At 31.9% G+C, this 26,585-nt stretch carries 24 protein-coding genes; 7 read left to right on the top strand and 17 right to left on the bottom strand.

From position 1 onward, the window contains the following. Positions 1–87: 87 nt before the first annotated feature. Positions 88–1,380, top strand: coding sequence for a hypothetical protein (locus tag HM992_RS07790; protein ID WP_179319265.1), 1,293 nt, complete (start codon positions 88–90; stop codon positions 1,378–1,380). A gap of 47 nt (positions 1,381–1,427) precedes the next feature. On the opposite strand, the gene HM992_RS07795 is transcribed toward HM992_RS07790, so the two are convergent. From HM992_RS07795 to rsfS, 6 genes are all read right to left on the bottom strand, one after another. Further along, positions 1,428–1,694 carry an acyl-CoA-binding protein gene (locus HM992_RS07795; RefSeq protein WP_115811015.1) on the bottom strand — a complete coding sequence of 89 codons (267 nt, stop codon included), beginning with the start codon at positions 1,692–1,694 and terminating at the stop codon, positions 1,428–1,430. Continuing rightward, positions 1,695–2,348, bottom strand: a complete 654-nt coding sequence (locus HM992_RS07800; RefSeq protein ID WP_178984446.1) for a phosphatidylserine decarboxylase family protein — start codon at positions 2,346–2,348, stop codon at positions 1,695–1,697. It abuts the gene before it with no gap. 12 nt (positions 2,349–2,360) lie between these two features. Beyond that, entirely contained in the window at positions 2,361–3,176 is an 816-nt protein-coding gene (locus HM992_RS07805) for a phosphatidate cytidylyltransferase (RefSeq protein WP_178984447.1), read from the bottom strand. Then, the gene (locus HM992_RS07810) at positions 3,176–3,784 is read right to left on the bottom strand and encodes an LUD domain-containing protein (RefSeq protein WP_178984448.1); all 609 of its coding nucleotides are present in this window, start codon (positions 3,782–3,784) and stop codon (positions 3,176–3,178) included. The genes HM992_RS07805 and HM992_RS07810 overlap by 1 nt, the downstream gene beginning before the upstream one ends. Before the next feature lie 110 nt (positions 3,785–3,894). Next, positions 3,895–5,871, bottom strand: a complete 1,977-nt coding sequence (ftsH, locus tag HM992_RS07815; RefSeq protein ID WP_179319266.1) for an ATP-dependent zinc metalloprotease FtsH — start codon at positions 5,869–5,871, stop codon at positions 3,895–3,897. Positions 5,872–5,888: 17 nt separating this feature from the next. Then, on the bottom strand, positions 5,889–6,260 hold the full coding sequence (gene rsfS / locus HM992_RS07820; protein ID WP_178984450.1) for a ribosome silencing factor: 372 nt from the start codon (positions 6,258–6,260) through the stop codon (positions 5,889–5,891). 94 nt (positions 6,261–6,354) lie between these two features. Here rsfS and HM992_RS07825 point away from each other — a divergent pair, with 94 nt between their 5' ends. Then, positions 6,355–7,086 carry a biotin--[acetyl-CoA-carboxylase] ligase gene (locus HM992_RS07825; protein ID WP_179319267.1) on the top strand — a complete coding sequence of 244 codons (732 nt, stop codon included), beginning with the start codon at positions 6,355–6,357 and terminating at the stop codon, positions 7,084–7,086. Positions 7,087–7,113: 27 nt separating this feature from the next. On the opposite strand, the gene HM992_RS07830 is transcribed toward HM992_RS07825, so the two are convergent. Together HM992_RS07830 and pyrE are read right to left on the bottom strand one after the other, a co-directional pair. Next, positions 7,114–7,509, bottom strand: a complete 396-nt coding sequence (locus HM992_RS07830) for an SRPBCC family protein (protein WP_178984452.1) — start codon at positions 7,507–7,509, stop codon at positions 7,114–7,116. A 109-nt stretch (positions 7,510–7,618) separates the two neighbouring features. Further along, positions 7,619–8,263: an orotate phosphoribosyltransferase gene (gene pyrE / locus HM992_RS07835; protein ID WP_178984453.1), complete on the bottom strand. Its 645-nt coding sequence runs from the start codon at positions 8,261–8,263 to the stop codon at positions 7,619–7,621. Positions 8,264–8,384: 121 nt separating this feature from the next. Here pyrE and HM992_RS07840 point away from each other — a divergent pair, with 121 nt between their 5' ends. Next, on the top strand, positions 8,385–8,966 hold the full coding sequence (locus HM992_RS07840; RefSeq protein WP_178984454.1) for an NUDIX hydrolase: 582 nt from the start codon (positions 8,385–8,387) through the stop codon (positions 8,964–8,966). Here HM992_RS07840 and HM992_RS07845 read toward each other — a convergent pair. From HM992_RS07845 to HM992_RS07865, 5 genes are all read right to left on the bottom strand, one after another. Beyond that, positions 8,963–9,661 (bottom strand): N-formylglutamate amidohydrolase, encoded by a 699-nt coding sequence (locus HM992_RS07845; RefSeq protein ID WP_179319268.1) that lies wholly within the window; start codon positions 9,659–9,661, stop codon positions 8,963–8,965. The two genes, HM992_RS07840 and HM992_RS07845, sit on opposite strands and share 4 nt — an antisense overlap. Then, complete coding sequence (locus HM992_RS07850; RefSeq protein ID WP_179319269.1) at positions 9,658–10,884, bottom strand: glutamate-cysteine ligase family protein; 1,227 nt, start codon at positions 10,882–10,884, stop codon at positions 9,658–9,660. The genes HM992_RS07845 and HM992_RS07850 overlap by 4 nt, the downstream gene beginning before the upstream one ends. Before the next feature lie 2 nt (positions 10,885–10,886). Further along, positions 10,887–12,332 (bottom strand): RimK family protein, encoded by a 1,446-nt coding sequence (locus HM992_RS07855; protein ID WP_178984457.1) that lies wholly within the window; start codon positions 12,330–12,332, stop codon positions 10,887–10,889. A 254-nt stretch (positions 12,333–12,586) separates the two neighbouring features. Beyond that, positions 12,587–13,114: a hypothetical protein gene (locus HM992_RS07860; RefSeq protein ID WP_178984458.1), complete on the bottom strand. Its 528-nt coding sequence runs from the start codon at positions 13,112–13,114 to the stop codon at positions 12,587–12,589. Between the two features lie 152 nt (positions 13,115–13,266). Continuing rightward, a complete protein-coding gene (locus HM992_RS07865; protein ID WP_179319270.1) occupies positions 13,267–15,024 on the bottom strand; it encodes a M14 family metallopeptidase in 1,758 nt (585 codons plus the stop codon). 39 nt (positions 15,025–15,063) lie between these two features. On the opposite strand from HM992_RS07865, the gene HM992_RS07870 reads away from it, so the two are divergent. Then, a complete protein-coding gene (locus HM992_RS07870; RefSeq protein ID WP_178984460.1) occupies positions 15,064–15,432 on the top strand; it encodes a DUF7793 family protein in 369 nt (122 codons plus the stop codon). A gap of 69 nt (positions 15,433–15,501) precedes the next feature. Beyond that, positions 15,502–16,434, top strand: coding sequence for a citrulline utilization hydrolase CtlX (gene ctlX, locus HM992_RS07875; protein ID WP_179319271.1), 933 nt, complete (start codon positions 15,502–15,504; stop codon positions 16,432–16,434). Between the two features lie 147 nt (positions 16,435–16,581). Here the strand turns inward: ctlX and HM992_RS07880 are convergent, their stop codons facing one another. After that, positions 16,582–18,630: a tetratricopeptide repeat-containing sensor histidine kinase gene (locus tag HM992_RS07880; RefSeq protein ID WP_179319272.1), complete on the bottom strand. Its 2,049-nt coding sequence runs from the start codon at positions 18,628–18,630 to the stop codon at positions 16,582–16,584. 705 nt (positions 18,631–19,335) lie between these two features. On the opposite strand from HM992_RS07880, the gene argS reads away from it, so the two are divergent. Together argS and HM992_RS07890 are read left to right on the top strand one after the other, a co-directional pair. After that, positions 19,336–21,117: an arginine--tRNA ligase gene (gene argS / locus HM992_RS07885; RefSeq protein WP_179319273.1), complete on the top strand. Its 1,782-nt coding sequence runs from the start codon at positions 19,336–19,338 to the stop codon at positions 21,115–21,117. A 176-nt stretch (positions 21,118–21,293) separates the two neighbouring features. After that, a complete protein-coding gene (locus HM992_RS07890; protein ID WP_179319274.1) occupies positions 21,294–22,580 on the top strand; it encodes a carboxypeptidase-like regulatory domain-containing protein in 1,287 nt (428 codons plus the stop codon). A gap of 64 nt (positions 22,581–22,644) precedes the next feature. On the opposite strand, the gene HM992_RS07895 is transcribed toward HM992_RS07890, so the two are convergent. The 3 genes from HM992_RS07895 to HM992_RS07905 form a co-directional block, all read right to left on the bottom strand. Further along, positions 22,645–24,960 carry a TonB-dependent receptor plug domain-containing protein gene (locus tag HM992_RS07895; RefSeq protein ID WP_179319275.1) on the bottom strand — a complete coding sequence of 772 codons (2,316 nt, stop codon included), beginning with the start codon at positions 24,958–24,960 and terminating at the stop codon, positions 22,645–22,647. Further along, positions 24,953–25,849, bottom strand: coding sequence for a FecR family protein (locus tag HM992_RS07900; protein ID WP_179319276.1), 897 nt, complete (start codon positions 25,847–25,849; stop codon positions 24,953–24,955). Before HM992_RS07900 ends, HM992_RS07895 begins: the two co-directional genes overlap by 8 nt. A gap of 190 nt (positions 25,850–26,039) precedes the next feature. Then, positions 26,040–26,555 (bottom strand): RNA polymerase sigma factor, encoded by a 516-nt coding sequence (locus tag HM992_RS07905; RefSeq protein WP_179319277.1) that lies wholly within the window; start codon positions 26,553–26,555, stop codon positions 26,040–26,042. Positions 26,556–26,585 lie beyond the last annotated feature (30 nt).

Raw genomic sequence — 26,585 nt, forward strand, 5'->3', positions numbered from 1 at the left:
GAGATTTACTATTTACAAAATATGTATTTTCGTACAGGATTATTTGTATTAAATTCAACAATTATTATTCTTCATTAACTACTTTTTATGAAATCCCTACGAATTGTTTTTCTATTCATTACATCTTCTGTATTTGCTCAAGTTAATTTTCAAGAAGGCTATTTTATTGATAATTCTAATACTAAAGTGGAGTGTTTTATAAAGAATTTAGACTGGAAAAGAAATCCACAAACAATTACTTATAGATTAACTAAAGATGCATCCGAAGAAACGCTTTCCTCAAGTCAGTTAAAAGAATTTAGGATCTATGAAACGGATAATTTTTATAGAAGATATACTATAAACAAAGAATTGGTTGGGCTGTTTATAGAAGAAATGCAACTTAGCACTAACTTTGTTTTACTCAAAGTCTTAGTTGATGGTCAGTTTAATTTATACGAGCTTCATACTAATAGTAATTATTATTTCTTTTATAAAAAGAAAGCTGAGTTAGTTTTATTGGACTATAAAAAAACGGTTGACAAAAACAATACAATAAGAGAGAGCTCAAAGTTTAAGAAACAACTTTATGATAATTTTAAGTGTGATGATTTTAAATTAAAAGATTACTCTAATCTAAGATATAATAGTACTAATTTATCAGACTTTTTTTCTGAATTTAATGAGTGTTATGGAGGAGAGTATGTCAACCTGCAGAATCAAAGAACAAAGGCTAAAGTGAGTTTTAAAGTTAGAGGGGGCTTAAACTTAATCTCTAGTCAAACTAATAAAAATTCTTATATTCTTTCATATACCATTCCACCATGGTCTGCTAATCCTATAAGCCAAGATGTTTCTAAGTCTTTTACAGGTGTTGAAAAATATGATTCAAGCAATAATTTTTCTTTAGGGATTGAATTAGAAGTTCGCTTACCCTTTGTTCAAAACAAATGGAGTGTATTTGCTGCACCAAACTATCAAAATGTATCTGAAACGTATGGAAGTGCTAGTTTTTCAGAAACAAATATTGCTGATTTTAAGATTACATCTAATCTATCATATTCTTTTATTCAAATACCAATAGGATTAAGACGCTACTTTTATGTAAACGATAGGTTAGAAATATACGCGAATATTGCCTATATACAAAATTTAGTTTTAAGCTCGGATGAGAGCACTCAAATAAGTGATGTTCCAACGTCTTCAAGACCATACAGTTTCGGTGCAAAAGTTAATAGAGAGACGGCTAGTAGCTCTGGTGGTTCTTTGGGAATAGGTTTTGTTTTTTTAGGGAAGTACGGATTAGATATTAACTATTACGGACTAAATCTAAATTTGAAAGATGATTTCCAATTAAATATGAAAGGCATAGCGATTAATGCTTCTTACACAATTTTATAAAGTCATTATTTGGAACTAAATATTGAAGTTTTATATATAGTAGAAGCCTACTTCCGATACAAAAAGTAATTGGTAACAAGATTGATATACTCTTGTTTCGCTTCATCTTTAGAGATATCTTTTATTTGAAATAAAGCATTTGCCTTAAACGCATTAATTATGGGTTTACGACTGCTTGGCCGATCATAATTATTGGTTGCTTTTTTGAAATAAGCGTAGAGGCGAAGTAAAAAATCCGCAGGAAACGGTTCTGTATGGTCGTTTACACGATCTACAGCATCTTTAAATTCTATGTCTAATTCTTTGGAAGTCATTTATTTCATTTCTGCGATGATACTTTCACCACCACGAACTTTTTGATTCAGTTCTACTTTGATATCTGCATCTAAAGGTAAGAATAAATCAACACGCGAGCCAAATTTTATAAATCCAGAATCAGTTCCTTGTTCGATTCTAGTATCGACCTTAGCGTAGTTAACAATACGTTTCGCTAATGCACCAGCAATTTGTCTGTATAATACTTTACCAAAATATTCATTTTCAACCACTACGGTAGTACGCTCATTCTCTTCACTTGCTTTTGGATGCCACGCGACTAAGAATTTTCCAGGGTGATACTTGCTAAAAGTCACATTTCCAGAAATTGGGTAACGTGTCACATGTACATTGATAGGAGACATAAATACTGAAACTTGAATACGTTTATCTTTAAAAACTTCATTTTCTTCAACTTCTTCTATAACTACAACTTTGCCATCTACAGGAGATAAAGCTTGTTTTTCGTTAGAATGCGTGTTTCGTTTAGGGTTTCTGAAAAACTGTAAGATTAGAATGAAGAATGCTAAAACAGCAAGCATAAGTCCTTTTCTTAACCATTCATTAATAACAAATTCATCAATTAAAAAAAATGAACCTACAACAATAACGAGTGTTATAAATATAATTTTGTGGCCTTCTTTATGAAACATAGTTTAACTTTCTTAAAAGTGAATAATTCTTAAAAATAAATATATAAATGGAGACGCAAATATAATACTATCTAGTCTATCTAAAAGACCTCCATGTCCTGGCATTATGGATCCACTATCTTTAACAGCCGCTTGGCGTTTAAATTTTGATTCTATTAAATCTCCTAAAGTACCAAAAACACTAACAATAATGGCTAGGATTAACCACGGTGTAAAGCTAAGTGTTTCTGTATATAATGCTATAAAATAACTTGATATACAAGCAAAGAATAAACCTCCTAGAAAGCCTTCTACCGTTTTCTTTGGTGATATACTTGGGAATAATTTTTGTTTTCCAAAATTCTTTCCAACCATATAGGCCGCACTATCGTTAATCCAAATAAGTATAAATGAGCCTAGTAATAATAGTGGAGTAAATTCATTTTGATAATTGCTAATGAGTAGCATAAACACAAAACCACTGGCCAAATAGAACGTTGCTACAATAAAACGTTTAGATTCAAAAAGTGGAATTCGCTTAGAAGTGAATAAATCTTTAATTAAAATAAGATTCACAAATATGGTAATTACCAATAGAATTTGAATGGCTTCATCACTAATTAAGGTTGAGGAGTTCTGTACGCTCAAATACCAAAATCCACCATATAAAACAAGAAAAATGAGATATGGTATATATGACTTAAGTTTTATAAGTCGACTAAATTCTGTTAAGGAAATTAAGCCAAATACACCTATTAAAATAACTGTTGCTATTTCTGAGTAAAGTGAACCTATTAGAAGTAGTACATAGATAGCACCAGAAATGGCTCTTGTTGCTAATTCTTTCATTATAAGTCTTCTAGTAAAAGTAGGTATAGATTTTTGGAGCTACTTCCGTAAGATAGAAAATCTTTATCGTCAGCTGTTTTAAAATGCTTTATAGTAGTAATGTTTGTTGGTATTTTCTTTTTGCTTTTAGCTTTAATACCTTTTAGACCTTCACCTATGGTTTCTACAAATTGACTTGTTGTAGCATAGATTATAAAATGATCTGGTAATTCTATTAATTTCTTTTCTGCAATTTGATTGGAAGAAATTAATAATGAGCCATCATCTGAGATTAAATACTCACAAGTAGATAAAAAATAAGCACTCTCTGATAGTTTTGTGGAGCTATTAAGGTTAAAATCTTTGAATAATTCAGTTAAGCGTTGATCGATAAGAAAAACGTTATCATCATGCCAATTGTTTTCATCAAGGATAGCATTAAAGCTTTCTTTTACTTCTTCGAAATTCTCACAATACAAAAATTTACCACCATTGCCTTTGAAGTTGATAGTAAAACGTTCATCTACAGGTAGCTTTACTTCTGGCATGTATTTGCCACGCTCATGATTTGGTATGTGTTCTTCAGTCTCTTTGGACTTTTTTCCGAAGAATTTACTAAATATGCTCATTCAATAATTGCTATTAATCCTTATTTTGGTGTGATTCCCAAATATAAAAAAACTTAAATTAACATGGGGTTAATTTAAGTTTTTTATATGATAGTATGGTGTGGATGATTTTACTCTCCGTCTTTCTTAATATCTTCAATCGCTTCTTTTGAATCCTCTGCTATAATTACAGGAGTTTCAAAAGCGCGTTTCCCAAATATTTTTTCAAGATTATCTTTGAAAATAACTTCTTTGTCTAATAAGACTTCTGCCAATTCGGTAAGCTTGTCTTTATTCTTTTCTAATAATTTGATAGCACGTTGGTATTGTTCTTCAATAATATCAGAAATCTCTTGATCTATAAGTTCTGCTGTCTTTTCACTGTATGGCTTAGTGAAACCATATTCTGACTGTCCTGAAGAATCATAATACGTTAAATTACCTACTTTATCACTAAGTCCGTAAACGGTTACCATAGCTCTAGCTTGTTTAGTCACTTTTTCTAAGTCACTTAAAGCACCTGTAGATATTTTATCGAAAATTACTTTTTCTGCAGCTCTACCACCTAATGCAGCACACATTTCGTCTAACATTTGCTCTGGGTGTACAATTAAGCGCTCTTCTGGTAAATACCAAGCAGCACCTAAAGAACGTCCTCTAGGAACTATAGTTACTTTTACTAATGGAGCCGCATGTTCTAGCATCCAACTCACTGTAGCATGACCAGCTTCGTGGAAAGCGACAGCTCTCTTTTCTGCTGGAGTTATTATTTTGTTTTTCTTTTCTAAACCTCCAATGATTCTATCAACCGCATCTAAGAAATCTTGTTTGTTTACAGATTTCTTTCCTTTTCTTGCCGCAATTAATGCTGCTTCATTACAAACATTTGCGATGTCTGCACCAGAAAAACCAGGTGTTTGTTTTGCTAAGAAATCAATATCTAAAGTTTCTTCTTTTTTAAGTGGACGTAAATGCACTTCAAAAATTTCTTTACGTTCTCTAACATCCGGAAGATCTACATAAATTTGACGGTCAAAACGACCAGCTCTCATTAATGCACTATCTAATACATCTGCACGGTTTGTTGCTGCTAACACGATAACGTTTGTGTTAGTACCAAATCCATCCATTTCGGTTAAGAGTTGGTTTAGTGTGTTTTCGCGTTCATCGTTAGAACCAGACATGTTATTTTTTCCTCTTGCTCTACCAATAGCATCAATCTCATCAATAAAGATAATTGAAGGTGATTTTTCCTTGGCTTGCTTAAATAAATCTCTCACTCTAGAAGCACCAACACCAACAAACATTTCCACAAAATCAGATCCTGATAATGAAAAGAAAGGGACTTGTGCTTCACCAGCAACAGCTTTTGCCAACAACGTTTTACCAGTTCCTGGAGGTCCTACTAATAATGCTCCTTTAGGAATTTTACCACCTAAGGCCGTATATTTTTCAGGGAATTTTAAGAAGTCTACAATCTCTTGGACTTCTTCTTTTGCTCCTTCTAAACCTGCAACATCTTTAAATGATGTCTTTGTGTCTATTTTCTCATCAAAGAGTTTTGCTTTAGATTTTCCAATATTGAAAATCTGTCCACCAGCTCCTCCGCCTCCGCCACCAGACATACGACGCATTATAAAAATCCATACTCCAATAATTAGGACAAATGGTAATAATGTTAACAAAAAGTCTCCCCAAACATTATGTTCAGTTTCATAAACTAGTTCGGTATCGAGGTTATTGGTTTTAATAACTTCATTGACTTCTTTTTCAAAATTCTGAAGATCACCAAATTCAAACTTGTAGTTCGGAACAGGAGCAACAGATGGAAGTATAGAATTCGTTTCTGTTTTTTTATGTTTCGATTGTTCTTTAGCTTCCGCTGTTAAATAAACTCTAGCTTCTCTTTTATTTACAATTTCAATTTTTGAAACTTCTCCTTGACTTAGATAATCTAAGAATTGTGCAGGAGTTGTTTGTGTACCGGTAGAATCACCAAATCCACCAGAAAAAATCTGGATGGATAAGAATACAACAATGATTATTCCGTAAATCCAATACGGGTTTAATTTTGGTTTTTTGTTTAAATTTTTATCGTCTTTAGCCATTCGTAGCGTTTCTCGTTTTAGTAACTTGTTTCTATTCGGGTTATTTTTGCATCTCCCCAAAGCTCTTCAATATCGTAGTATTCTCTAATGTGTTTTTGAAACACATGTACAACAACATTGACGTAATCCATTAAGACCCATTCGGCATTTTCAGTACCTTCAACATGCCAAGGTTTGTCTTTAAGTGTTTTGCTTACTTGTTTTTGTACGGAACCGACGATTGCGTTTACTTGCGTGTTTGAAGACCCTTCGCAGATAATAAAATAATCACAAACAGTATTTTCTATTTCTCTTAAATCTAATATTGTTATCTCTTTTCCTTTAACATCTTCAATACCTCCAATAATTGATGTAATGAGTTGGTCTGTAGGGATTTTATCTTTCGTCATTAATTTGTATTAATTTTGTGCAAAGTTATTATTTTTTTAGTTCTTGTATGCGCTTAATGTCATAAGAAAACCATAAAATAAAATTACCTATTAAATGTACATAATCAAACTTAATGCCATTGACTCTACAAATACGTATCTCAAAGATTTGTCAACCGTATCATTGCCTAAAGATTATACGGTTGTAGTTGCTGAGTTACAGACAAAAGGTAGAGGTCAAATGGGAGCCAAATGGAACGCGGAAAGTGGTAAGAACCTTACAGCGAGTGTGTTTAAAAGACTCCCGTTTTTTAGTGTTACAGAACAGTTTTATATTAGTATGGCTGTTTCTTTGGCAGTTATTAAGGCATTAAGGACCTTTAAAATACCTCAATTACATATTAAATGGCCTAACGACATTTTGTCAGCAGACAACAAGTTGTGTGGTATTTTAATTGAAAATGTCATAAAAAATAATAACCTGCAAGGTTCCATAATAGGATTTGGACTGAATGTTAACCAGAAATTTTTCGAGAATTTACCTCAGGCATCGTCTATGAGTTTATTAACTGGAGTTATTTATGATAAAGACGAAGTGCTTTCAGAAATATTAAAACAATTGGAAATTCATTTTAATTTATTAGAATCGAAGAAACACTCTGAAATTAAAACGGAATACGAAAGTCTCCTTTTTAGAAAAAATAAGCCATCAACTTTTAGAACTTCTAAAGATGATAGCTTTTCTGGAATTATCCAAGGTGTTACTGAAAACGGTCAATTACAAGTTTGGACAGAAGATGGTATTATTAAAACCTTCGACCTTAAAGAGATTAAGTTACTATATTAAGTTAATCTTGATTTCTTCTTGTTATGACTAAACCTCTGTTTTCATATTGGTTACTAACGTCTCAATAAATTTACTGATTGGGCCTTTTATCATCATGCCCATCATAGCGTTAAATTCGCCTTCAAAATTTAATTTAACTTCAGTTTTGTTAGGTTCAGCTTCTGTAATATCTGCAACTAATGCAAAGTCTAATTTTCCGCCGGCAGCTCCTAAAACGATCTTGCTATTTGGAACAGCTTCCTTTTTCTTTAATACAATTTCCGGCATTCCTTTTAACGCGAATAGAAACTTGTCGTTATCTAAAACTTCAAATTTACTAATGTTTTCAGGCATTAAGCTTTCAAAATTTTTAACATCAGAAAGAAAGTTGAATGTTTCTTCTGCAGATTTATCTAAAGTTACTTTTGGTGATTCTAATTTCATGTTTTTATCGTTAAGTTGTTTGTTGTAGAGGTGTTAAGTTGTAGTGTTTCGATAAATTTTTAAATACCGACTTTAAGTCTATGCAACTAAACGTCTCCGCATCATTATATCAATTAGCGTTCCATTCACTAGGATTGGCGTTCCATTGTGCTAAAATGTCTTGTTGGTCTTTAGTTATATAAAAGGTGTCTACAGCTTGTTCTAGCAAGTTTTCATAATTGCCAAGCGTGTGTAATTCAACATCGGCATCTTTAAAATTCTTAGACGCTATCTCAAATCCGTAAGAGAATATGGCAACCATACCTTTTACATGCACTTCAGCCTCTTTTAAAGCTTTTACGGCATTAAGACTGCTCATTCCTGTACTGATTAAATCTTCTACAACAACTACAGTTTGTCCTTTTTCAATATACCCTTCAATTTGGTTTTGGCGACCATGTTTTTTCGCTTCTGGTCTTACATAAACAAATGGTAGATTTAAATATTCTGCTACTAATGCACCAATACCAATAGCTCCTGTTGCAACTCCTGCAATTACATCTGGTTTACCATAAAGCTCTTCTATATTTTTTGCAATGGTTGCTCTAATATAGTTTCTAATTGGTGGAAACGATAGTACAATTCTGTTGTCGCAATAAATTGGTGATTTCCAGCCAGAAGCCCAAGTAAAAGGATCGTTGGGTTGTAATTTTATAGCATTAATTTGCAATAAAACTTCGGCTGTTTTTTTGGCGGTATCTTTGTTAAAAATCATGTTACAAAAATAATGATTTTTCAAGGTTAGAAAATTTTAATCGAAAATAAATTTCATTTCAAATAGTTTCTCGTAAAAAATAATATTTTTACAAAAGGAAAGTTGAAAACATACCTAAACGATGTACACAATATACGTAGGTGATAAACCTATCATTTTAACTACTGAAACTAAAAAAGAAACTGATTTTAAATCTTTTCTTTTGAAGTCTGTAAATATTGGTAAGGTTATAAAGACCTTAAATAACACAGATTTAAAAGCTGTACACTTAATTCATAAGAATGAAGATAAGCTGCTGAGCAAGTTTTTAAAGCTTTTACCTAATGTAGTTGCAGGTGGTGGAAAAGCTTATAATTCTAAAAACGAAATTCTTTTTATTTACAGAAATGATAAATGGGATTTACCTAAAGGAAAAGCAGAACGTAAAGAAACAATAGAAGAAACTGCTATACGGGAAGTAGAAGAAGAGACAGGAGTTGAATATTTAAAAATAACCAAACCACTACCAACAACTTATCATATTTTTAAGCGGAACGGCAAACATAGAATTAAAATTACGTATTGGTTTGAAATGAAAACCGATTTTGAGGGTGAATTATTTCCACAAGAAAATGAAGGTATTACTAAAGTAGAATGGTTAGATGCAGCAGCGTCTCAAAAAGCTTTAGATAATAGTTATGCTAATATTAGAATATTGGTTTAAAGTGTCTTAGGGTGGAAGAGAATACTTTCAATTGCTTTCAACAAGTCTTGTTTGAGGTTTAAAGCCATAACATTATTGTGACTGTATTTTTGATTAACCTCAATCTCAATACCTAAATAATTTGTTGGAAATTGCTTTCTTAAAAAAGAGGTGAATCCATCCGATTTTCCAAGATATGGGTAATTAAATCGCACGTTTAAATTTGGGTTTTGTTCTAGGAGTCTTATTTTAAGTTGTTTGCAAAATTCTTTTTCCTTTTTATTGCGGGAATCATAAAGTAATCCAATGTCAGCTTTACGTTCTTCATTATTTAGGTTTTGAATAAAACTATGAATGGATAAATGCAGTACTTGCTGTTCGATTTTAATGAATTCTGCTATTTTATATTCAATTTCAGTTCTATAAGGAAAATAATAGATTTTAAGTATTTCCGATTTCTCATGTTTACTTAAGCCGTTACTAAACTCTGAAAAAAGTTGCTTGCTAAATAGTGAACGATTCAACTCTACCAACAAACGACTCGTCGTACTAAAATATGATGCATCAGACAACGGTTCTAAATGTTGAAATAGATGTAACACTCCCAAATCATAACCACGATGAGATTCTAAAACTGTTTTATTAGTGTTGAAGTGCTTTTTGTAAGTCTCAGGAATTTCATTTCCACCATGCTCACATGTTAAAATCAACTTCATGATTGAAACAAGTCGTTAGTTTTTAAACAATTCTGCATATTTCGATATACTGAAATAATGTGTCCTTCAGACGTGTCATTTCCTATAGCTTTTAATAGTCTTGTTGCTAACGTGCCTTCTTCTAAAATGAACTCTATAGCATCATGATGTGATTTGTGTAATTTTGGTTTTACGATTTTATACAAGTGTTTCCAAACGTCGTTTACGGTTGAAGGTGATTTTATTCTGAATAATTTTAAGTATTCCTTATTTTCAATTTTAGAGTTTTCTGCATATTTTATAGCATCATTTAGAAGGGGAAATAAATCTTCTTTTATCCACGATTTTTGAGCTTTTAAAGAACATAGTTTTTTACTAACCAAAACTTTTAAAACTTCGATTACAAAAGCGCAAATAGCAATATCTGCCTTAGGACATTCTTGAATATCCATTAAACGAATTTCAATGGCATTTCTATCAAAACGCGCAATGGCTCCACGAGAGTTTAAAAAGTGTTGGTCTAGAATATTGTTTTTATCATAAGGTTTAATCGCTTTTTTTATAGGTTCAAAAATCGTTGCATGATAATCTAATTTTGAAAACACACGCTCAGGAATTACTAAACCTGTCAACTCCGGAATTTCCTTTTGATTTGTTTTATAAAATTCTAATCGTGTATCCTTAAAACCAGTAATGTTGCCTTCTAATATTGGCGAACTTGCACAAAGCCCTGGTAATAATGGTAAGATGATTCTAATGGCTGCGTGTAGTTTTTCAAATTCTTTATCGTCATAAAATGGTAAATTAATATGTGTGCTTTGTACATTACTCCAACCGTGGCCTTTGCAATTAAAAATAGTATTGTAAAGCGCGTAAACTTCACTGTAACTATGTTTCCAGAGTTGTGTATCTGTATCTGGATTCATTAATGGATGTGAGGCAGAACCTAAAAGTTGTAAGTTCAACGGTTGTAAAAGCGCATCGATTTCTAGAATGTTTTTGTGGAATTTCTCCGATAAGTCATCTGTGCTTTTGGTGGGGCCGTTTGTTTTTAGTTCAATAACATGAGCTACTAATTCGTTACTCCATGCAATATTTCCATTTTCGATATCTGCTTTTAGTTCTCCTGCTTTTAGGGTTAAGAGTTCATCAACTTGTGGTGCAACTTTAAAATTGTCATTTTTAACAAGCATATATTCGAGTTCAATGCCGTAAACATCGAATAGGTGAAAAGGTTTCCTCATAATTAATCTAATCGTTTTTTTAACGCTGTGAGAATTTCGGTATAAACCGAATCTCCGTAATAGGCATCTTCTACACCAAAATCGATATTTGGATTATCGTTGATTTCTATAACCATTAATTTATCATCTATTACTTTTATATCAATACCGTAAAGACCTAATCCCATAAGTTTTGCAGATTTTAATGCCATATCAATGACGTTTTTTGGCACCTCTTCAATAGGTAAACAATCTGCATTGCCATCTTGTTCATTTTTGTCTGTTGCATTCCAATTATAAATTTGCCAATGCCCTTTTGCCATGTAATATTTGCAAGCATAAAAAGGTTTGTTGTCAATAATACCAATACGCCAATCGTAGTCTGAAGGGCAAAATTCTTGAGCAATGATTAAATCGGATTCCTTTAGCATTTCAGTAACTAATGCATTAAATTCTTCTTTGTTTTTTGCTTTCTTCACTCCGAATGAAAATGTAGAATCTGGTGCCTTTAGTACACAGGGTAAGCCCGTTTGTTCTAAAACAGAATTACGGTTATTGCTGTGTACAATAATTGTTTTTGGAGTGCTAATGTTAGCGTTGTTCATCGCTTCTGCCATGTAAACTTTGTTACAACATTTTAAGATCGCATCCGGATAATCAATAATAGCAAGGCCTTCTTGTTGTGCTTTTCTTGCAAAAGTGTAAGCTTCATTATTCACTTCTGTACTTTGTCTCAAAAAAAGTGCATCAAAAGAAGAAAGTCGTGATAAATCTTTAGGTTCAATAATCTCGGCATAGATATTCATCTTCTCTGCGATTTCTATAAACTTTTTTAAGGCTTTAGGATTGCTTGGAGGTGCAGGATCATTTGGATTTACTAATATGGCTAAGTCAAAGTCGTAATTAGCAATTTTTGCAGTATCATAACGTTTTTTTGCGAAATATTGATTCGCAAATTCTTGAACACTTAATATATGCTCCGCAGGAATTTCGGCTTCTGAAATAGCCTTAACACTTTGGATATTCCACTTGGTTGTATGGCTAAAGTTCACACGTAAAAATGGGACTTGAAAATGCTTGTAAAAAAGCGCACTTAAAGCCTTGTATTTATGAGCTACGTTTTGTCCAAAGTAAATGCTTAAAGTAAAATTTTGCGACTTTATATTTTTTAAACTTTGCTGAAGGACATCATCAAACTCGTCCGAAACAATTCTAACGAGTTTTAAAGCTTTTAAATCCACAATGTTTTTTGTAGTTGGAATTGGTAGATGTCCTCTGGCTTCAGCCAAAAGTGATACGTAATAGCCTTTAGATTGGTACGAGTAATTCTTACACAAATTAAAAATTCGTGCTTTCTTTAATAAAGAATACTTAGGGTTGGTTAGATAATCTTGAGAGGAAATTACTGTAATATTATCAATTGAAAAGTTCCATTTTTCAGGTTGATTTACAACAATGTATTTATTCATTTAGAGCGCATTACGCTATTATAATTTTAAGTAAATGTATATTATTTTTTGATTGGTTTTACAGCAGTATAAAATTATTTTTATATTTTTTTTTGTGTATGAGATTGAGGCTTTTTGTGTTTCAAAAGCAGAGCAAGCCAATTAGAATTCTGCTATACGAAGAACGGCTCATACGTGTAACAAATTATAGTTTTAATAGTTTAGGTTTTTATAAAACAATAGTGTGTCCTTACTAATAGTTTGAGAATAATGTATTAATGAAGCGTATGATTTGAAGCGGCATACTCGCCACAATATTTCACAGGGACTCCAGCATCTTTGGCATCTTTTGCTCTTAATAAAAACTCTCGAGTTGTTTTTTCTGAGCCTGCATAATGACCTCTAAACAGTGGTAGGATTTTAGCTGTCTCTGCTTCTTTGAGTCTTGTGTTAAATTCTTCAATTGATTTGTCAGAAATCGCATATACACCTCTATATATAGGCTCAATAGATGCTTCTTTTGCGTCTTTAATTCTTGAGCTAAACTCTTCTAAAGACTTGTTAGATGCTGCATAATGGCCATAGACAATTGGGATTAGTATGGATCGTTTTGCTTCATTAATTTTTTCGTTAAATTCTTCTACGGATTTGTTAGAAGCTGCATATAAGCCTCTGAATGCTGGTATAATTGACGTTTTTTCAACTTCTTTCATTCGTGTTGCATAATTCGTGTTGTTGCTTGATGTACAAGAGACAAAAGGAAATACCATTAAAAAGGTTAAGATTAAAATTAGTGTTCTCATAATAGGTAGATTAATTGTATTTGATAGCCATAATGCTATGACCCTTCCTGTCTTTTCAACAGGTTTAGTTACTTAAAAGACTTACGATTTTAGTGATATAATTTGTGAAAGATTTTAAGCTAAGTTAATTTAAAAATTTTATAAATTCAAGTCTATTTTAAGCGATAAATAGGATATTGCATATGTGCAGCTTCGTAGTGTTTACTCTGCTTGTACAACCAGTCTAATTGTTGATACCAATTGTTGGCAAAATCTTCATCGTAGCTGATTTTTATATTGTATTCTATTTGAAGTTTCGGGTTTTCCTTTAAAAGTTGTTCTGCTCTGTCTTCCCATACATAAGGTGAGAAGCCTTCTTTTTGTTGTAAAATAGTATCAAAGAAATTCCAGTTAAAAAAGGAATCAGGAGCTGACGGTTCTAAGGTTTCTAAAAGATAACGAATTGTTTTTTGATTTGTAGAGATTAGATAATCACCTTTTCTAAAGGTTACCTTATTTTCAGATGTGTTTACGATTGTATTAAAATGCGCATAATGACCTTCGTAAGCAGATTTTCGAGTTTCGAAGCTTCCTATTTTATATGATTCAACAGTGAGTGTGGTATCGTTTTTAAATTGGGTGAATTCGACGTTATTCAATTTTAATAGATCGATGACGTTATACCAACCTTGTGGAATAATATAAGCTTCGGGAATAGTGATGGAGTCTGTTGCTTTAAAATAATTTTGATAGGTAATGTCTTTTGTAAAGGGTTTAGATCGATCGTATTTTAAACGTTTTGCTCCTGTAAATTCACTTGGAATCATTTCTCCTTCGTAACCTTTAAATTTTAGAGTTGAGGTTCGGCTTGTATCTAAAGCCCAAGTTAATGGATAGGTGTCGCCAGCTGCCCATAATTTGGCTTGTGCTTTTCTAAGTTGCGTAATTTTATCACCTTGTTCTTCTGTGATTTCAATCATGCTTTTCATTAATTCGTAAGTGCCTTCTACACGTTGTTTATAAGGTTTTAACATGTGTGTTTCTACCATCATTCCTAAGGTGTTAAAGAGCGTTGTGTAACCTGTGGAATAACGCGGTGAATCTAAAAATTGCGTAAATCCAGAATCTGGTGTGCGATTAAAAACGTTAACATATGGTGTGATATCCCACGATTTTTCTTCGAGTTTTTGCTCTAGCGTTGGCATCATTTCGGTATGAATAAATTCTCCTAATTCACCTCCTAATTTATTATGTTGGGTAAATAAATGCGTTAAGGTATATTGATAATCTGCTCCGTTGCTGACGTGATTGTCTATAAAAACATCCGGTTGTACCAAATGAAAAATTTGAGCAAAGGCTTTTGCATTTTTGGTGTCGGATTTTATAAAATCGCGATTCAAATCATAGTTTCTAGCATTGCCTCTAAAGCCGTATGTTTTTGGGCCGTTTTGGTTGGTACGGGTTGTTGAGTTTCGATTCAAGCTTCCTCCAACATTATAAATAGGAATTGTAACGATAATTGTACTTTGGGGAGCTTTAATTTTGCCGTCAGCAATATCTCTAAAGAGCATCATAGTCGCATCAATACCATCAGATTCACCAGGATGGATACCATTATTAATTAATAAAATTCTATTGTTTTGTCTTATCGTTTCAAAATTATCACCAGACGCTTTCATGTTTAAGGTTGCCATATGAAGTGGTTTCCCTGCGTCCGTTTCACCAATCTCTTGCAATGATATTTCTGGATAGCTGTTGGCTAAATCTTGGTAATATTTTATAGTTTCATAATACGTTGCGGTTTCTAATCCTTCACTTTTTTCGAAAATTGTGGTGAAATCGACTTCGATGTTCTTGTTTTCTATATTTTGTTTTTCAATATTTTTATTACAAGCAACTAACAATAAGGTTAATACCAATAGTTTTTTCATAGTTTAAAAGTTTAGTTAAAATTACTTATATTTATTAACATGAAAACATATAAACTTAGCTTTGGTATAATTACTATACTTAAGACTAATCTTGCTGAGGTCGTTATAAATGAAGGTGTTGTGATGGATTTGAAGATGATAGAGGAATATCATGCTTTTTTGATTGAAAAATTAGAAGCTCCATTTTCTTTATTGATCAATAAAAAGCATTCCTACACATACACATTTGAAGCTCAAAAATCTATTGTAAATATTGAAGGAGTAAAAGCTATGGCTGTTATAACACATGCTTATGTTTCTAAATTGGCAACGGATGTTTTAATAAATATGAATCGAGATAGTGATTGGAATATTAAGATGTTTCAGAGTAGGGAAGAGGGCTTAGAGTGGATAGAAAATCATGACTGATTTTATGTTCGTTTTCATATAAAAATATGATAACTTCGCGCTTCATTTTACAACCCTATTCATAAATAAATGCAACAAACTACAAATACTATTTTAATGATTCGTCCTGTAAGTTTTAGGATGAACGAGCAAACCGCTGTCAATAATTATTTTCAAGAAGATTTAGGTTATAAAAATGCCGAAATTAATACTAAAGCACAGGTGGAATTTGATGCTTTTGTTGAAAAACTACGTTCAGTTGGTATTAATGTGGTTGTGGAAGAGGATGATAAACTTAATGATACTCCAGATTCTATTTTTCCGAATAATTGGGTGAGTTTTCATGCGAATGGTGATGTCGCAAAATATCCGATGTTTGCTGAAAACAGAAGGCGAGAGCGCAGAGATGAGGTGTTTATTAGATTAGAAGAAGAAGGTTTTGTGATCGAAAATATAGTTGATTATACATCTGCTGAGCACGAAGGTTTTTTTCTAGAAGGCACAGGAAGTATGGCTTTAGATCGCGAAAATAGAATTGCATATTGTGCGTTGTCAGCAAGAGCAGATGAGGAATTGTTTATTGAGTTTTGTGAAGATTTTGAATATACACCAGTTATTTTTATTGCTAATCAAACCGTAGAAGGGAAGCGTTTACCAATTTACCACACTAACGTAATGATGTGTTTGGCGGAAACGTTTACTGTGATTTGTTTAGATACTATTGACGATAAAAAAGAGCGTAAAAACGTTGTAAAGCATTTAAAGCAAGATGGTAAAGAAATCATTTCTATTACAGAAGATCAAATGCATCAGTTTGCAGGAAATATGTTGCAATTACGCGGTGAAAACGATCAACGTTATTTAGTGATGAGTGAAGCTGCACATAATAGTTTAACTAAAACTCAGATTGCTAATATTGAAAAACATTGCCCTATTTTATCGAGTTCTTTAGAAACGATTGAAACGTGTGGAGGTGGAAGTGCACGTTGTATGATGGCTGAAGTGTTTTTGCCGAAAGCGTAAGTTGTAAATAAGTTTTGCTAAGTTGTTTGCTGTTAAGTAATACGCTTAATCAACTTTTTTACTTTATTATCTTGAATCTTGAATCTTGAATCTTGAATCTTGAATCTTGAATCTTGAATCTTGAATCTTGAATTGAATCAACTAAACTTAAGAGGCTGTTTTAGGTAACTCAACAAAGAACTTACTACCAACGTTCTCTATACTTTCTACCCAAATTCTACCGTTGTTCAATTCTACTAAATCCTTAGCGATAGATAATCCTAAACCAGTTCCTTTTTCATTTTTAGTGCCAGCTGTTGTAAAGTTTTTGTGTGCAGCAAAAAGCTTATCGATATTTTTCTTAGAAATACCAACACCAGAGTCTTCTATGCAAATTAGAGACTTACCATTAACATCGACATTAGAAATTGTAATAACATCACCAGTTCTACAAAACTTCACAGCATTAGTAATTAAATTCTGAATTACAATCTCCACCATACTACGGTCTGCGTAAATGAAATCGTTTTGAGATTCATCAATTAAAACAATGCGTTTGTCTTCAACCTTTTGTTCTACTAAGGCCATTTTAGAATGGAAGACATCTTGAATATTGAAACGTTCTGGTTTCGGTTCTAAATTCTGCATTTGCGACTTAGACCAATTCAATAAGTTAAATAATAGTGATGACGCATTATTAGCATTTTCACTTAATTCTGGAATTAATTCGTAAAATTCATCCTTAGAAATACTGTCTTCTTTTAATAAATCTAAAAATGCTTTAATAGAAGAAATCGAATCTTTTAAGTCGTGAGAAACAATAGAAAAAAGTTTGTCCTTAACTTGGTTAACCTCTTCCAAATGGTGTGTTTGTTCTAGGATAGCTTCTGTTCTTATTTTTTCTTCAGCTAATATATCTTTTTGTTTTTCTAAGGCGTCTTTATGTGCTTTAGTTTTTAAAAGACTATAAATTAGAAGACCTAATAATAATGTAAAAGCAGCTATACTTCCATATAAAAGATAAGGATTAACAAACGACGTTGATACTGTAGTTTCTTGCTTTTTTTCGTTTGCGGAACTATCATTATCAATAGTTTTATTGTCAATGATATCTAAAGGATCTAAATCTGTTGGAAAAACAGGTTGGTCAATTTTAGAAAGAGAATCTTTTAAATCATAGAATTTATTTTGCCAGAAAAAAGCATTTTGATAATATCCACGAGTAGAATCTAAAGCAATATGAAGTTTGTAATTTTCTAAAAGTTCTGTTTTGTTATCTATTTTCTGTGCAATTTTATAAGCTTCATTTAATTGCTTTTCAGCTAGTTTAACCTTTTTCTTTTGAAGGTTTAAATGTCCAATAGCATTTAAGGCTCTTAGAATACCTTCATTATTCTTTTGTTCTCTGTTGTATTTTAAACCTTCTACTAAGTATTCTGAAGCTTTTTCATACTCATTAAAGCGTAAATACTCACTACCCAATTTAGGAAGTATTTCACCTCTAAGATCTTCATCTGTGTTAGGGTTTAGAATATCTAGGGCTTTTTCATAGTACTCTATAGCCTTGCGATGTTCTTTTAATTCTGAATAAAGGCTCGCAATATTTTTAGTAGATATTTTAATACCTTCCTTGTCACTAATCTGTTTGCGGACTTCCAAAGCTTTGAAATTATATTCTTTGGCCTTATCAATTTGATTGGTTTTATGATAAGCTTCAGCAAGATTATTATATGCTGAGCTTAACTCTTCTTTTAAGTATTGCTTTTCAAAAATATTTATTGCAGATAAAGAGTTTTGTAAACCTACCTTGTAATTACCCCTTTTAATTTCAATTAGACCAATGCTATTACTCACTTTGGCAACACCAAGAGTATCACTTATTTTTAAATATAAATTTCTAGATTTATTGTAGCTATCAATCGCATTAAAATAATCGTTACGTTCAGTAAAAATTAATGCTCTATAGTAGCTGCTTTCTGCTTGTCCTTTAATGTAATTAAGTTCATCAGAAAGTTTTGAAGTTTGATTAATGTAAAGTAAAGCTTTATCATAATCTTTATTTTCATAAAGTTCATTAATAAGCACAAGCGACATATCCACTTTCGTAGAGTCTGGGTTTTTATAAGCTACTTTTACTGATAGTTCATCTATTTTTTCAGTCTGAGAAAAGATAGAAAACGATATAAGACAAACAGCTAATGTTAGTAACTGTTTCATCTTAAAATAGCGTTAAAACGAATTGCGCTGTTTTGGATCGAAAAACTTTTAGGGAGGGACAAAAAAAGTAAGTTAACACAAAACAAAAACAACAGGGTTAATGTTCGATTATTAAGCTTCATTAATGTTTGGGACATTGATTAATAGCCCTTCAAAAGTGCTATTATGTAAACAAATATGCTAATATTTAGGACTTAATACCAAAATATTAGTTGAAGTGACAAATATAGTTTTTTTTAATTTTTACTTATCGATAAAAGGTAAATTTAACGGTAGTAATACGCTTTTATCGATGAAATGCACGTTTTGCTTAATGCGTTGTTATTTAGAGGTTTGTGTTTGCTTGTGCTTAAAGCAGATAGGGTATTTTAGTTAAAAATCAAGTCAGCATGGATTCTATCAAGAGGCTCCGTTTATCGACGTTTTTTTATAATTATCAAAGCTACAGAAATTAGAGCTTAATAATAAAATCCGAGACCTGTTTTATATGGAATGGTTTTAATTGTGGTAAACAGCTATTCCATATAAGCTTTTTAATCTTGAGGTGCGTACCAATGTTTTAAACGGATTAGGTTTAAATCTTCATACCTTACATTTTTTTCTGCAGTCTATAAAGTTAAGTAATAATCTCTGTCTAGAATCTTAATAAAACAATAAAACATCTATCTTTGCCAACGTTTTAAAATACCAAAATAAAGCAGAATTATGACCCTTCAAGAGACATTAGAATTACATGTGAAAGCAGCGATTAAAGCGTTGTTTCAATCGGAATTAGAATCAGTAGAGTTTCAAGCGACTCGTAAAGAGTTTGCTGGTGATGTTACTGTTGTTGTGTTTCCAATGTTGCGTGTTGTAAAAGGAAATCCAGCAGTAATTGGTGAGCAAGTTGGTCAGTATTTACTAGATAATGTAGATTTAGTAAAAGGATTTAACGTGGTTAAAGGCTTTTTAAATATTGAAATAAATGATTCGTATTATTTAAATTTCTTTCAATCTGTAAAAGATAAAACGAATTATGGTTTTGTTGAACAAAAAGATGACAAAGCTATTATGGTTGAATATTCTTCGCCAAACACCAACAAGCCATTACATTTAGGACATGTACGAAATGTGCTTTTAGGTTATAGTGTTGCGGAAATTTTAAAGGCTTCGGGCAAGAAGGTTTATAAAACTCAAATCATTAACGATAGAGGTATTCATATTTGTAAAAGTATGTTGGCTTATCAAAAGTTTGGTGAAGGTGAGACTCCAACTGAAGACTTAAAAGGTGATAAGTTGGTTGGAAATTATTATGTGAAATTCGACCAAGAATACAAGTCTGAAATTGCAGAATTAATAGCTGAAGGTCAATCTGAAGAAGATGCAAAAAAGAATGCTCCTTTATTATTAGAAGCACAAGATATGCTTATTAAATGGGAAGCAGGAGATGATGATGTTGTAGCGCTTTGGAAAAAAATGAACCAATGGGTTTATGATGGTTTTGATGTTACTTATAAAAATATCGGAGTCGATTTTGATACCTATTATTATGAAAGTAATACCTATTTACTCGGTAAGGAATTTGTTGCTGAAGGTTTAAAAACAGGTGTTTTTGAGCAAGATGCAGATGGTTCTGTTTGGTGTGATTTAACGGAAGATGGTTTAGATAGAAAAATCGTCTTACGAGCAGATGGTACAGCCGTTTATATGACGCAAGATATCGGAACTGCAATTCAACGAATAAAGGATTATCCAGATGTTGGTGGTATGGTTTATACCGTTGGTAACGAACAGGATTATCATTTTAAAGTTTTATTCTTAATCTTGAAGAAATTAGGATTCGAGTGGGCAAAAAATCTATTCCATTTAAGTTACGGAATGGTAGATTTACCAAGCGGAAAAATGAAGAGTAGAGAAGGAACTGTTGTAGATGCTGATGATTTAATCTCTGAAATGGCAGATACGGCTGAAGAGATTTCGAAAGATTTAGGAAAGCTTGAAGACTACTCGGAAGATGAAAAACAAGCCCTTTATAAAACTATTGGTTTGGGTGCTTTAAAATATTACATCTTAAAAGTAGATCCGAAAAAGCGAATTTTATTCGACCCAAAAGAATCCATCGATTTTCAAGGAAATACAGGACCATTTATCCAGTATACGTATGCTAGAATTCAGTCTATTTTAAGAAAGGCTGATTCTAATAATAACGTTTCGACTTCGCTCAGCGACGAGATAATACTTCACGATAAAGAAAAACAATTGATCAAACAATTAGAGTTGTTTCCAGAAGTCATTCAAAATGCAGCAGAACAACACAGTCCTGCATTAATTGCAAATTACACGTATGATTTGGTAAAGGATTTTAATTCGTTCTACCAAAATGTGTCTATTCTTGGTGCAGATTCAGATGAAGAAAAGAGTTTTAGAGTGGCCTTGTCTAAATTGGTTAGTCAGACTATAAAAAATGCATTTCAGGTTTTAGGCATTGAGGTTCCTGAACGTATGTAAGGTCCTTTTTACTTCCAGTATTTATTGATTTGTTTTATCAATTATTTGATCCATATAGGTAACTGGAAATTCAATTATATACAGGACAATCAGTTATTTAACATATTGGATAGAAGTGTATTCTATCCTTTTTTGTAATTTAGTAAGAGTTAAAACGTTCATTAAATCTTATTGTTATGGAAAAATCTCACACTTTAAAACGCTATACTAGTACATTTCTATTACTAGTATTTGTGCTATTTTCTTTGCATGCTCAAACTGATTTTAAGGAGTATCAAGGTAAAGTAATCGATGGCAGAACTAATAAAGCATTAGAAGCTGCTAGTCTCAGTATTAATAATACCAATATTAGTACGATTACAAATTCTGAAGGTCAATTCACATTAAAAGTACCTAATAACTATTTAGATTCAAAAGTGGTAGTTTCTTTTTTAGGCTATAATACTTACGTAGTACCATTGTCTGAATTAGCCAATACTAAATATGTTATAGAATTATATGAAGCTGTAACCGAATTATCTACTGTAAACATTGCAGCTTTTAAAGATGCAGAAAGCTTAGTAAGAAAAGTGTTTGATGATAAAAGTGCAAACGTAGGTGAAGAGTCTGTTTTTATGACCGCTTTTTACAGGGAGACTATTAAACGTAGAAACAGAAATGTGTCCTTAACAGAAGCTGTTGTTAATATTTTAAAACAACCAAATTCATCTCAGCAACGCGATGCTATTCAACTTGGGAAGGCTCGTAAAAGCACTGATTATACGCGTTTAGATACGGTTTCTGTAAAGTTGCAAGGTGGCCCATTTTCAACGATGTACTTGGATATTATGAAGTATCCCGAGTATATTTTTACAGAGGAAAGTATTAGTGGATATAATTTCACCTTCAATAATCCTTCAACTATAAACAATAGAACCGTTTTTGTTGTTGATTTTAATCCAAAGAATAATCAGCTTCAAGTTAACTATAGAGGAAAGCTTTTTATAGATGTGCAATCGCTTGCCTTGGTAAGTGCTAATTATTTTCTAGATGTGAGTAACATAGCTAAGACTAAAAATCTTCTGGTAAAAAGAAAACCTAGTGATATTGAAGTTTATCCTTTAGAAGCTATTTATAAAGTAGATTATAAGGAAAAGGGCAATAAATGGTATTACAGCTATTCTAATTTAAGCCTTACATTTAAGGTGAATAAAAAACGTCAACTCTTTAATAAAGTATATACATTGTCTAGTGAAATGGCAGTGACAGATTGGGAGGTAAACAGTGCAGATAAGAAAATTAAAAACAAAGATAAATTAAGACCTTCGGTAATTATTACAGATGCCATTTCTGGATTTTCAGATCCTAACTTTTGGGGACAATATAATTTAATAGAACCAGATAAATCTATAGAATCTGCCATAGATAAAATAAAGAAAAATATAGAAAAGCAGAAAGACAAGGAGAAAACCGCTAATGGATAATTATAATTTTTTATAACAATTTAAAAGCCCTGAATTTAGTTTAGGGTTTTTTTATGAGCCCATATCAGAAATTTAATCTAAAACTTAAGTTTGGTGTAAGTTTTAAGGATCTATTATTAATTTCTACAATAGCATCATCAGCATTAAAAGTGTAATACCGGTTAATGATATTGGTTTGGTTAAAGAGATTCCAAATAGAAGCTCCAACTTCTGCATTTATGCCTTTTGAGGGTTTAAATTTATATATCGCAGAAATGTCAGCTCTAAAATAGCCATCTAATCTAGAGCTGTTTGGTTCACTGTATTCTATAGTAGAGTTACTGCTGTCCTGAAGATTTAGTGGAGACGTAAAAGGTCTACCTGAGTGCCAATTAAATCCAATACCGATTTTAAAATTATCACGATTATAAGTGAGAGACGTATTAATTAAATGTCTTAAATCTATAGTGTTTGCAAATGTATTACCGTGGTTAATCTCATTAAAATTGTAGTCATTTTTACTATAGGTATAACTCAGCCACGTACTAAAATCACTAAAACGTTTATTAATAAGGAAGTCTATGCCATTAACGGTATAATGACCAATATCATTTGTAAACTGGAACTGGTTTTGAAATCCTTGGCTGCGTGCTGTAATGTTATGGACACCTTTGTAATAGCCTTCAATAGAGACTAGTAAATTATTTTGGTTATAACTAAGGCCAATGGAGGCTTGCTCACTTGTAATTAACGGTACATCATTACCATTAGCCAGTTGCCATCGTCGTTTTTCGATACCAAAAAAATCTTGTTGTAAATCAATAATTTGTGTAATGGATTGGCTTTTTAACTCACCTAAAGCTTCAAGTCTAAAATAATCTAGAAATTTATAATTGACAGTAAATCGAGGTTCTATTAAAAATTCCGATAATTTACCAAAATAACTGATTCTAGAACCCAAACGTATATATGTATCACGAGAAGTTGAGTACCATTCAACTTCTCCAAATAGGGCATGTGTTCTTATGATTTCTTTTACTAAACTTGTGTAATTTGGATTGGTGACATCTTCAAAGTTGGTAACTCCAACCTCATTAAATTGATAACCTCCATTAAACTTAATGTCTTTACTAATGGTTCTTGAAAGGTCTAATCTAACTCCAAAATCTTCAACTTTATTTTCTTGCGTTAATACTTGAGTATTGGAAACATTGTTATTTTTTGCATCTAAATCATAGTTAGAGTAATAAACTTGAGCAGATAAATTGAGGTCGTTCGAAACAAATTTAGAGTAGATGGCACTTGCTCCATAACTCGTTTGATTCAATTCGCTTTGAGTCTCCTGAAAATTATTATCTACAGTTGTAAAAACTTGATTGAAATCTAAATTATTAGAGATGTTCATCACGTTAAGTCGTAATTTAGAGGTATTATCTATATCGTATAAAAATTTAGCACTAAAGTCATAAAACAAAAAGTTCTCGTCTTGGGCCAAAAGCGTATTCATTTGAGAAGAAGCATTTAATTCCGAATCTTTAAAAATACGATCAAAATAAGCATCGTAAGTTTTTGAAACCAGTAGGTCAGTATAAGAACGTCTTGCTGATAATTGTACTTCAGTTTTTTTAGATAATGGAATTTTTGCATAACCATCTACGCTGAGCATATTTCCGCCAAAACCTGCGTTAATTTTTTTGTCTAATTTATCTCCGTTTTTTATAGCGATAGTACTTGATACGGCGTTTCCAAATTTGGCACTAGTTCCATTTTTAGAAATGGTAATGTCTTCTGATAAATACGGATTAAAAGCAGAGATTAAGCCAAAAAAATGTCCGGATTGGTACATTCTAATGCCTTCATATAAAATTAAATTTTGATCATTAGTGCCTCCTCTAACGTTGATATTAGAAATGCGTTCATCAACACTCATAATGCCAGGTAAATTTTGTACTATTTGCAGCACATCTGGTTCAATCAATCCTGGTAAAATATCAAATGCTTTTGTGTCGGCTGTTATTGTTCCGTTATTAGTTTTAGAAATACCTTTGGTAAGATAATTTATGATTACAACTTCTTTTAATTGTTGAATTTGGCTTTGAAGTTCTTCTGCATCTTTAAGTGTAATAACAATAAACCGATGACTTAACATTTCAAAATTAAGATTCGTATCACGATTTAATTGAATTAATACTTGTTGTATTGAAAGTTTTAGAGAAGGGGATTTAATTGAAATACCTTCAATTGATTTGGTCTCAAAAGAAAATTTAACGGCGTATTTTTTTTCTAATTCTTGAAGAATTTGGACAAGCGGTTTTTCAACCTCTTGTTCCTGACTAAATGTGAGGTTACAAAAGGAGAAACATACTATATAAAAAAAGAAACAAAGTAATTTTTTATTCACGCTTTAATAAAATAGATTTTCCTGATTTGCTGTAGCTTAAATTTAAAGGTATTGTGACAGATTTCAATGCTAAATCTAAATTATTATGTGTAAAACTTCCCGTGAATAAACGTGAAAGATCAATGTTTTTAGTAATTATAGTTTGATTGTATTGATTTTCAAACTCTGCAATTACATATTTAAGAGGAACACTTTTAAAACTGCTTTCGCCATGTAACCATTGTGGTTGTACAGCGTTTTCTTTTTCATTTGCAAGTAGTTTCCCATCTATGATTACGAAGGAATGACCTGGTTTTAACGTTGTTGTTTTGTTATTGTGCGTTACAGCAACTAAACCTTCGTAACACGTCACTTCAAAGAAAGATTCGCGTTGTTTTACATTAAACTGTGTTCCTAAAACGCTAACAATACCATCTGAAGTAATAACATCAAATTTTTGACCTTTTGCAACTTTAAAAAAGGCTTCTCCTTCAAGCTTTATTGCTCTTGTGTCACTCCATTTACTTTCATTAAATGTTACTGTTGAATTGGCATTTAATTCAACTGTAGAGTTATCGGGTAATGCAACTGTTGTTTGTTGTGCAATGAGTGTGCCAACGGTAGTATCTAAAGTTGTGGTGTAATAATAAATACTAAACCCTATTGCTAAAACGGCAGCGATTCTAAGGAATGGTTTTAGCCATTGGTTAGAATGTGCTTTTTTAGATTTAAGTTTAGATTTAAGTGTTTGATAGGCTTGGTCACTAGAGTATTCTGGAGCTTTAAAATCTCTTAAAGCAGTATTCATTTTAATTAAATCATCATAATCCTCTAACTGCTCAAAAGCAATCTGCTCTTCAGTACTTAGATTATGATCTAACCATTTTTTTATTAGTTCTTCTCGCTTCATAGTATGATTTCAAGTATATAACAGCTTAGGTTTAAAAACTCCTACTCTTATGATTCTAAATTCAATATTTTTAATTCAAAGTTTCAAAGCTACTTGGTATTCGGATGCTTAACTGTCTTCTATCATCGGTCTTCATTGAAAATTTCTACATAAGTAGCTTAACTAAAAACTAAGACTGAATGCTGATTTGTCAAAGTTCATCAATATCTTCTCGTAACTTTTTCAAAGCTCCATAAATACGCTTTTCTACTCCCTTTACAGAGATATCCAATAGCTCTGCAATTTCTTTAAACCGTTTGCCTTCAACTCTATTCATTAAAAATGCAACACGTTGAGCTTCGGTTAATTTGCTCAATGCTGTTTGTAATTTTTGATGATATTCTTTTTCTTCTAGTACAAATTGTGGCGTTTCGTTAGTGGTAGTTTTTTGAGGTTGAATACCATACTTTAATACCACTTTTTGATGAGCATAGGCATTAAGCATTAAATTATTAGCCGTTGTAAACAAATAACTTTTCGCTTTGTTTGGTGTAACCTTACTGCAATTCTGCCATAGTTTTATAAACGCTTCCTGAACTTTATCTTCCGGATTTAAGTGATCTCCAAACTTATAATACAAAAAGTCATGGAGGTTTTTTGAATGCTTTTTATACAAGCGTTCAAATAATTGCGATTCGCAAATATTATGATGTAAGGGTTTACTCATGGTTTTTAATAGGCCCACAAATTATAAATA

The sequence above is a fragment of the Winogradskyella helgolandensis genome, assembly GCF_013404085.1.
Classification (GTDB): Bacteria; Bacteroidota; Bacteroidia; order Flavobacteriales; family Flavobacteriaceae; genus Winogradskyella; species Winogradskyella helgolandensis.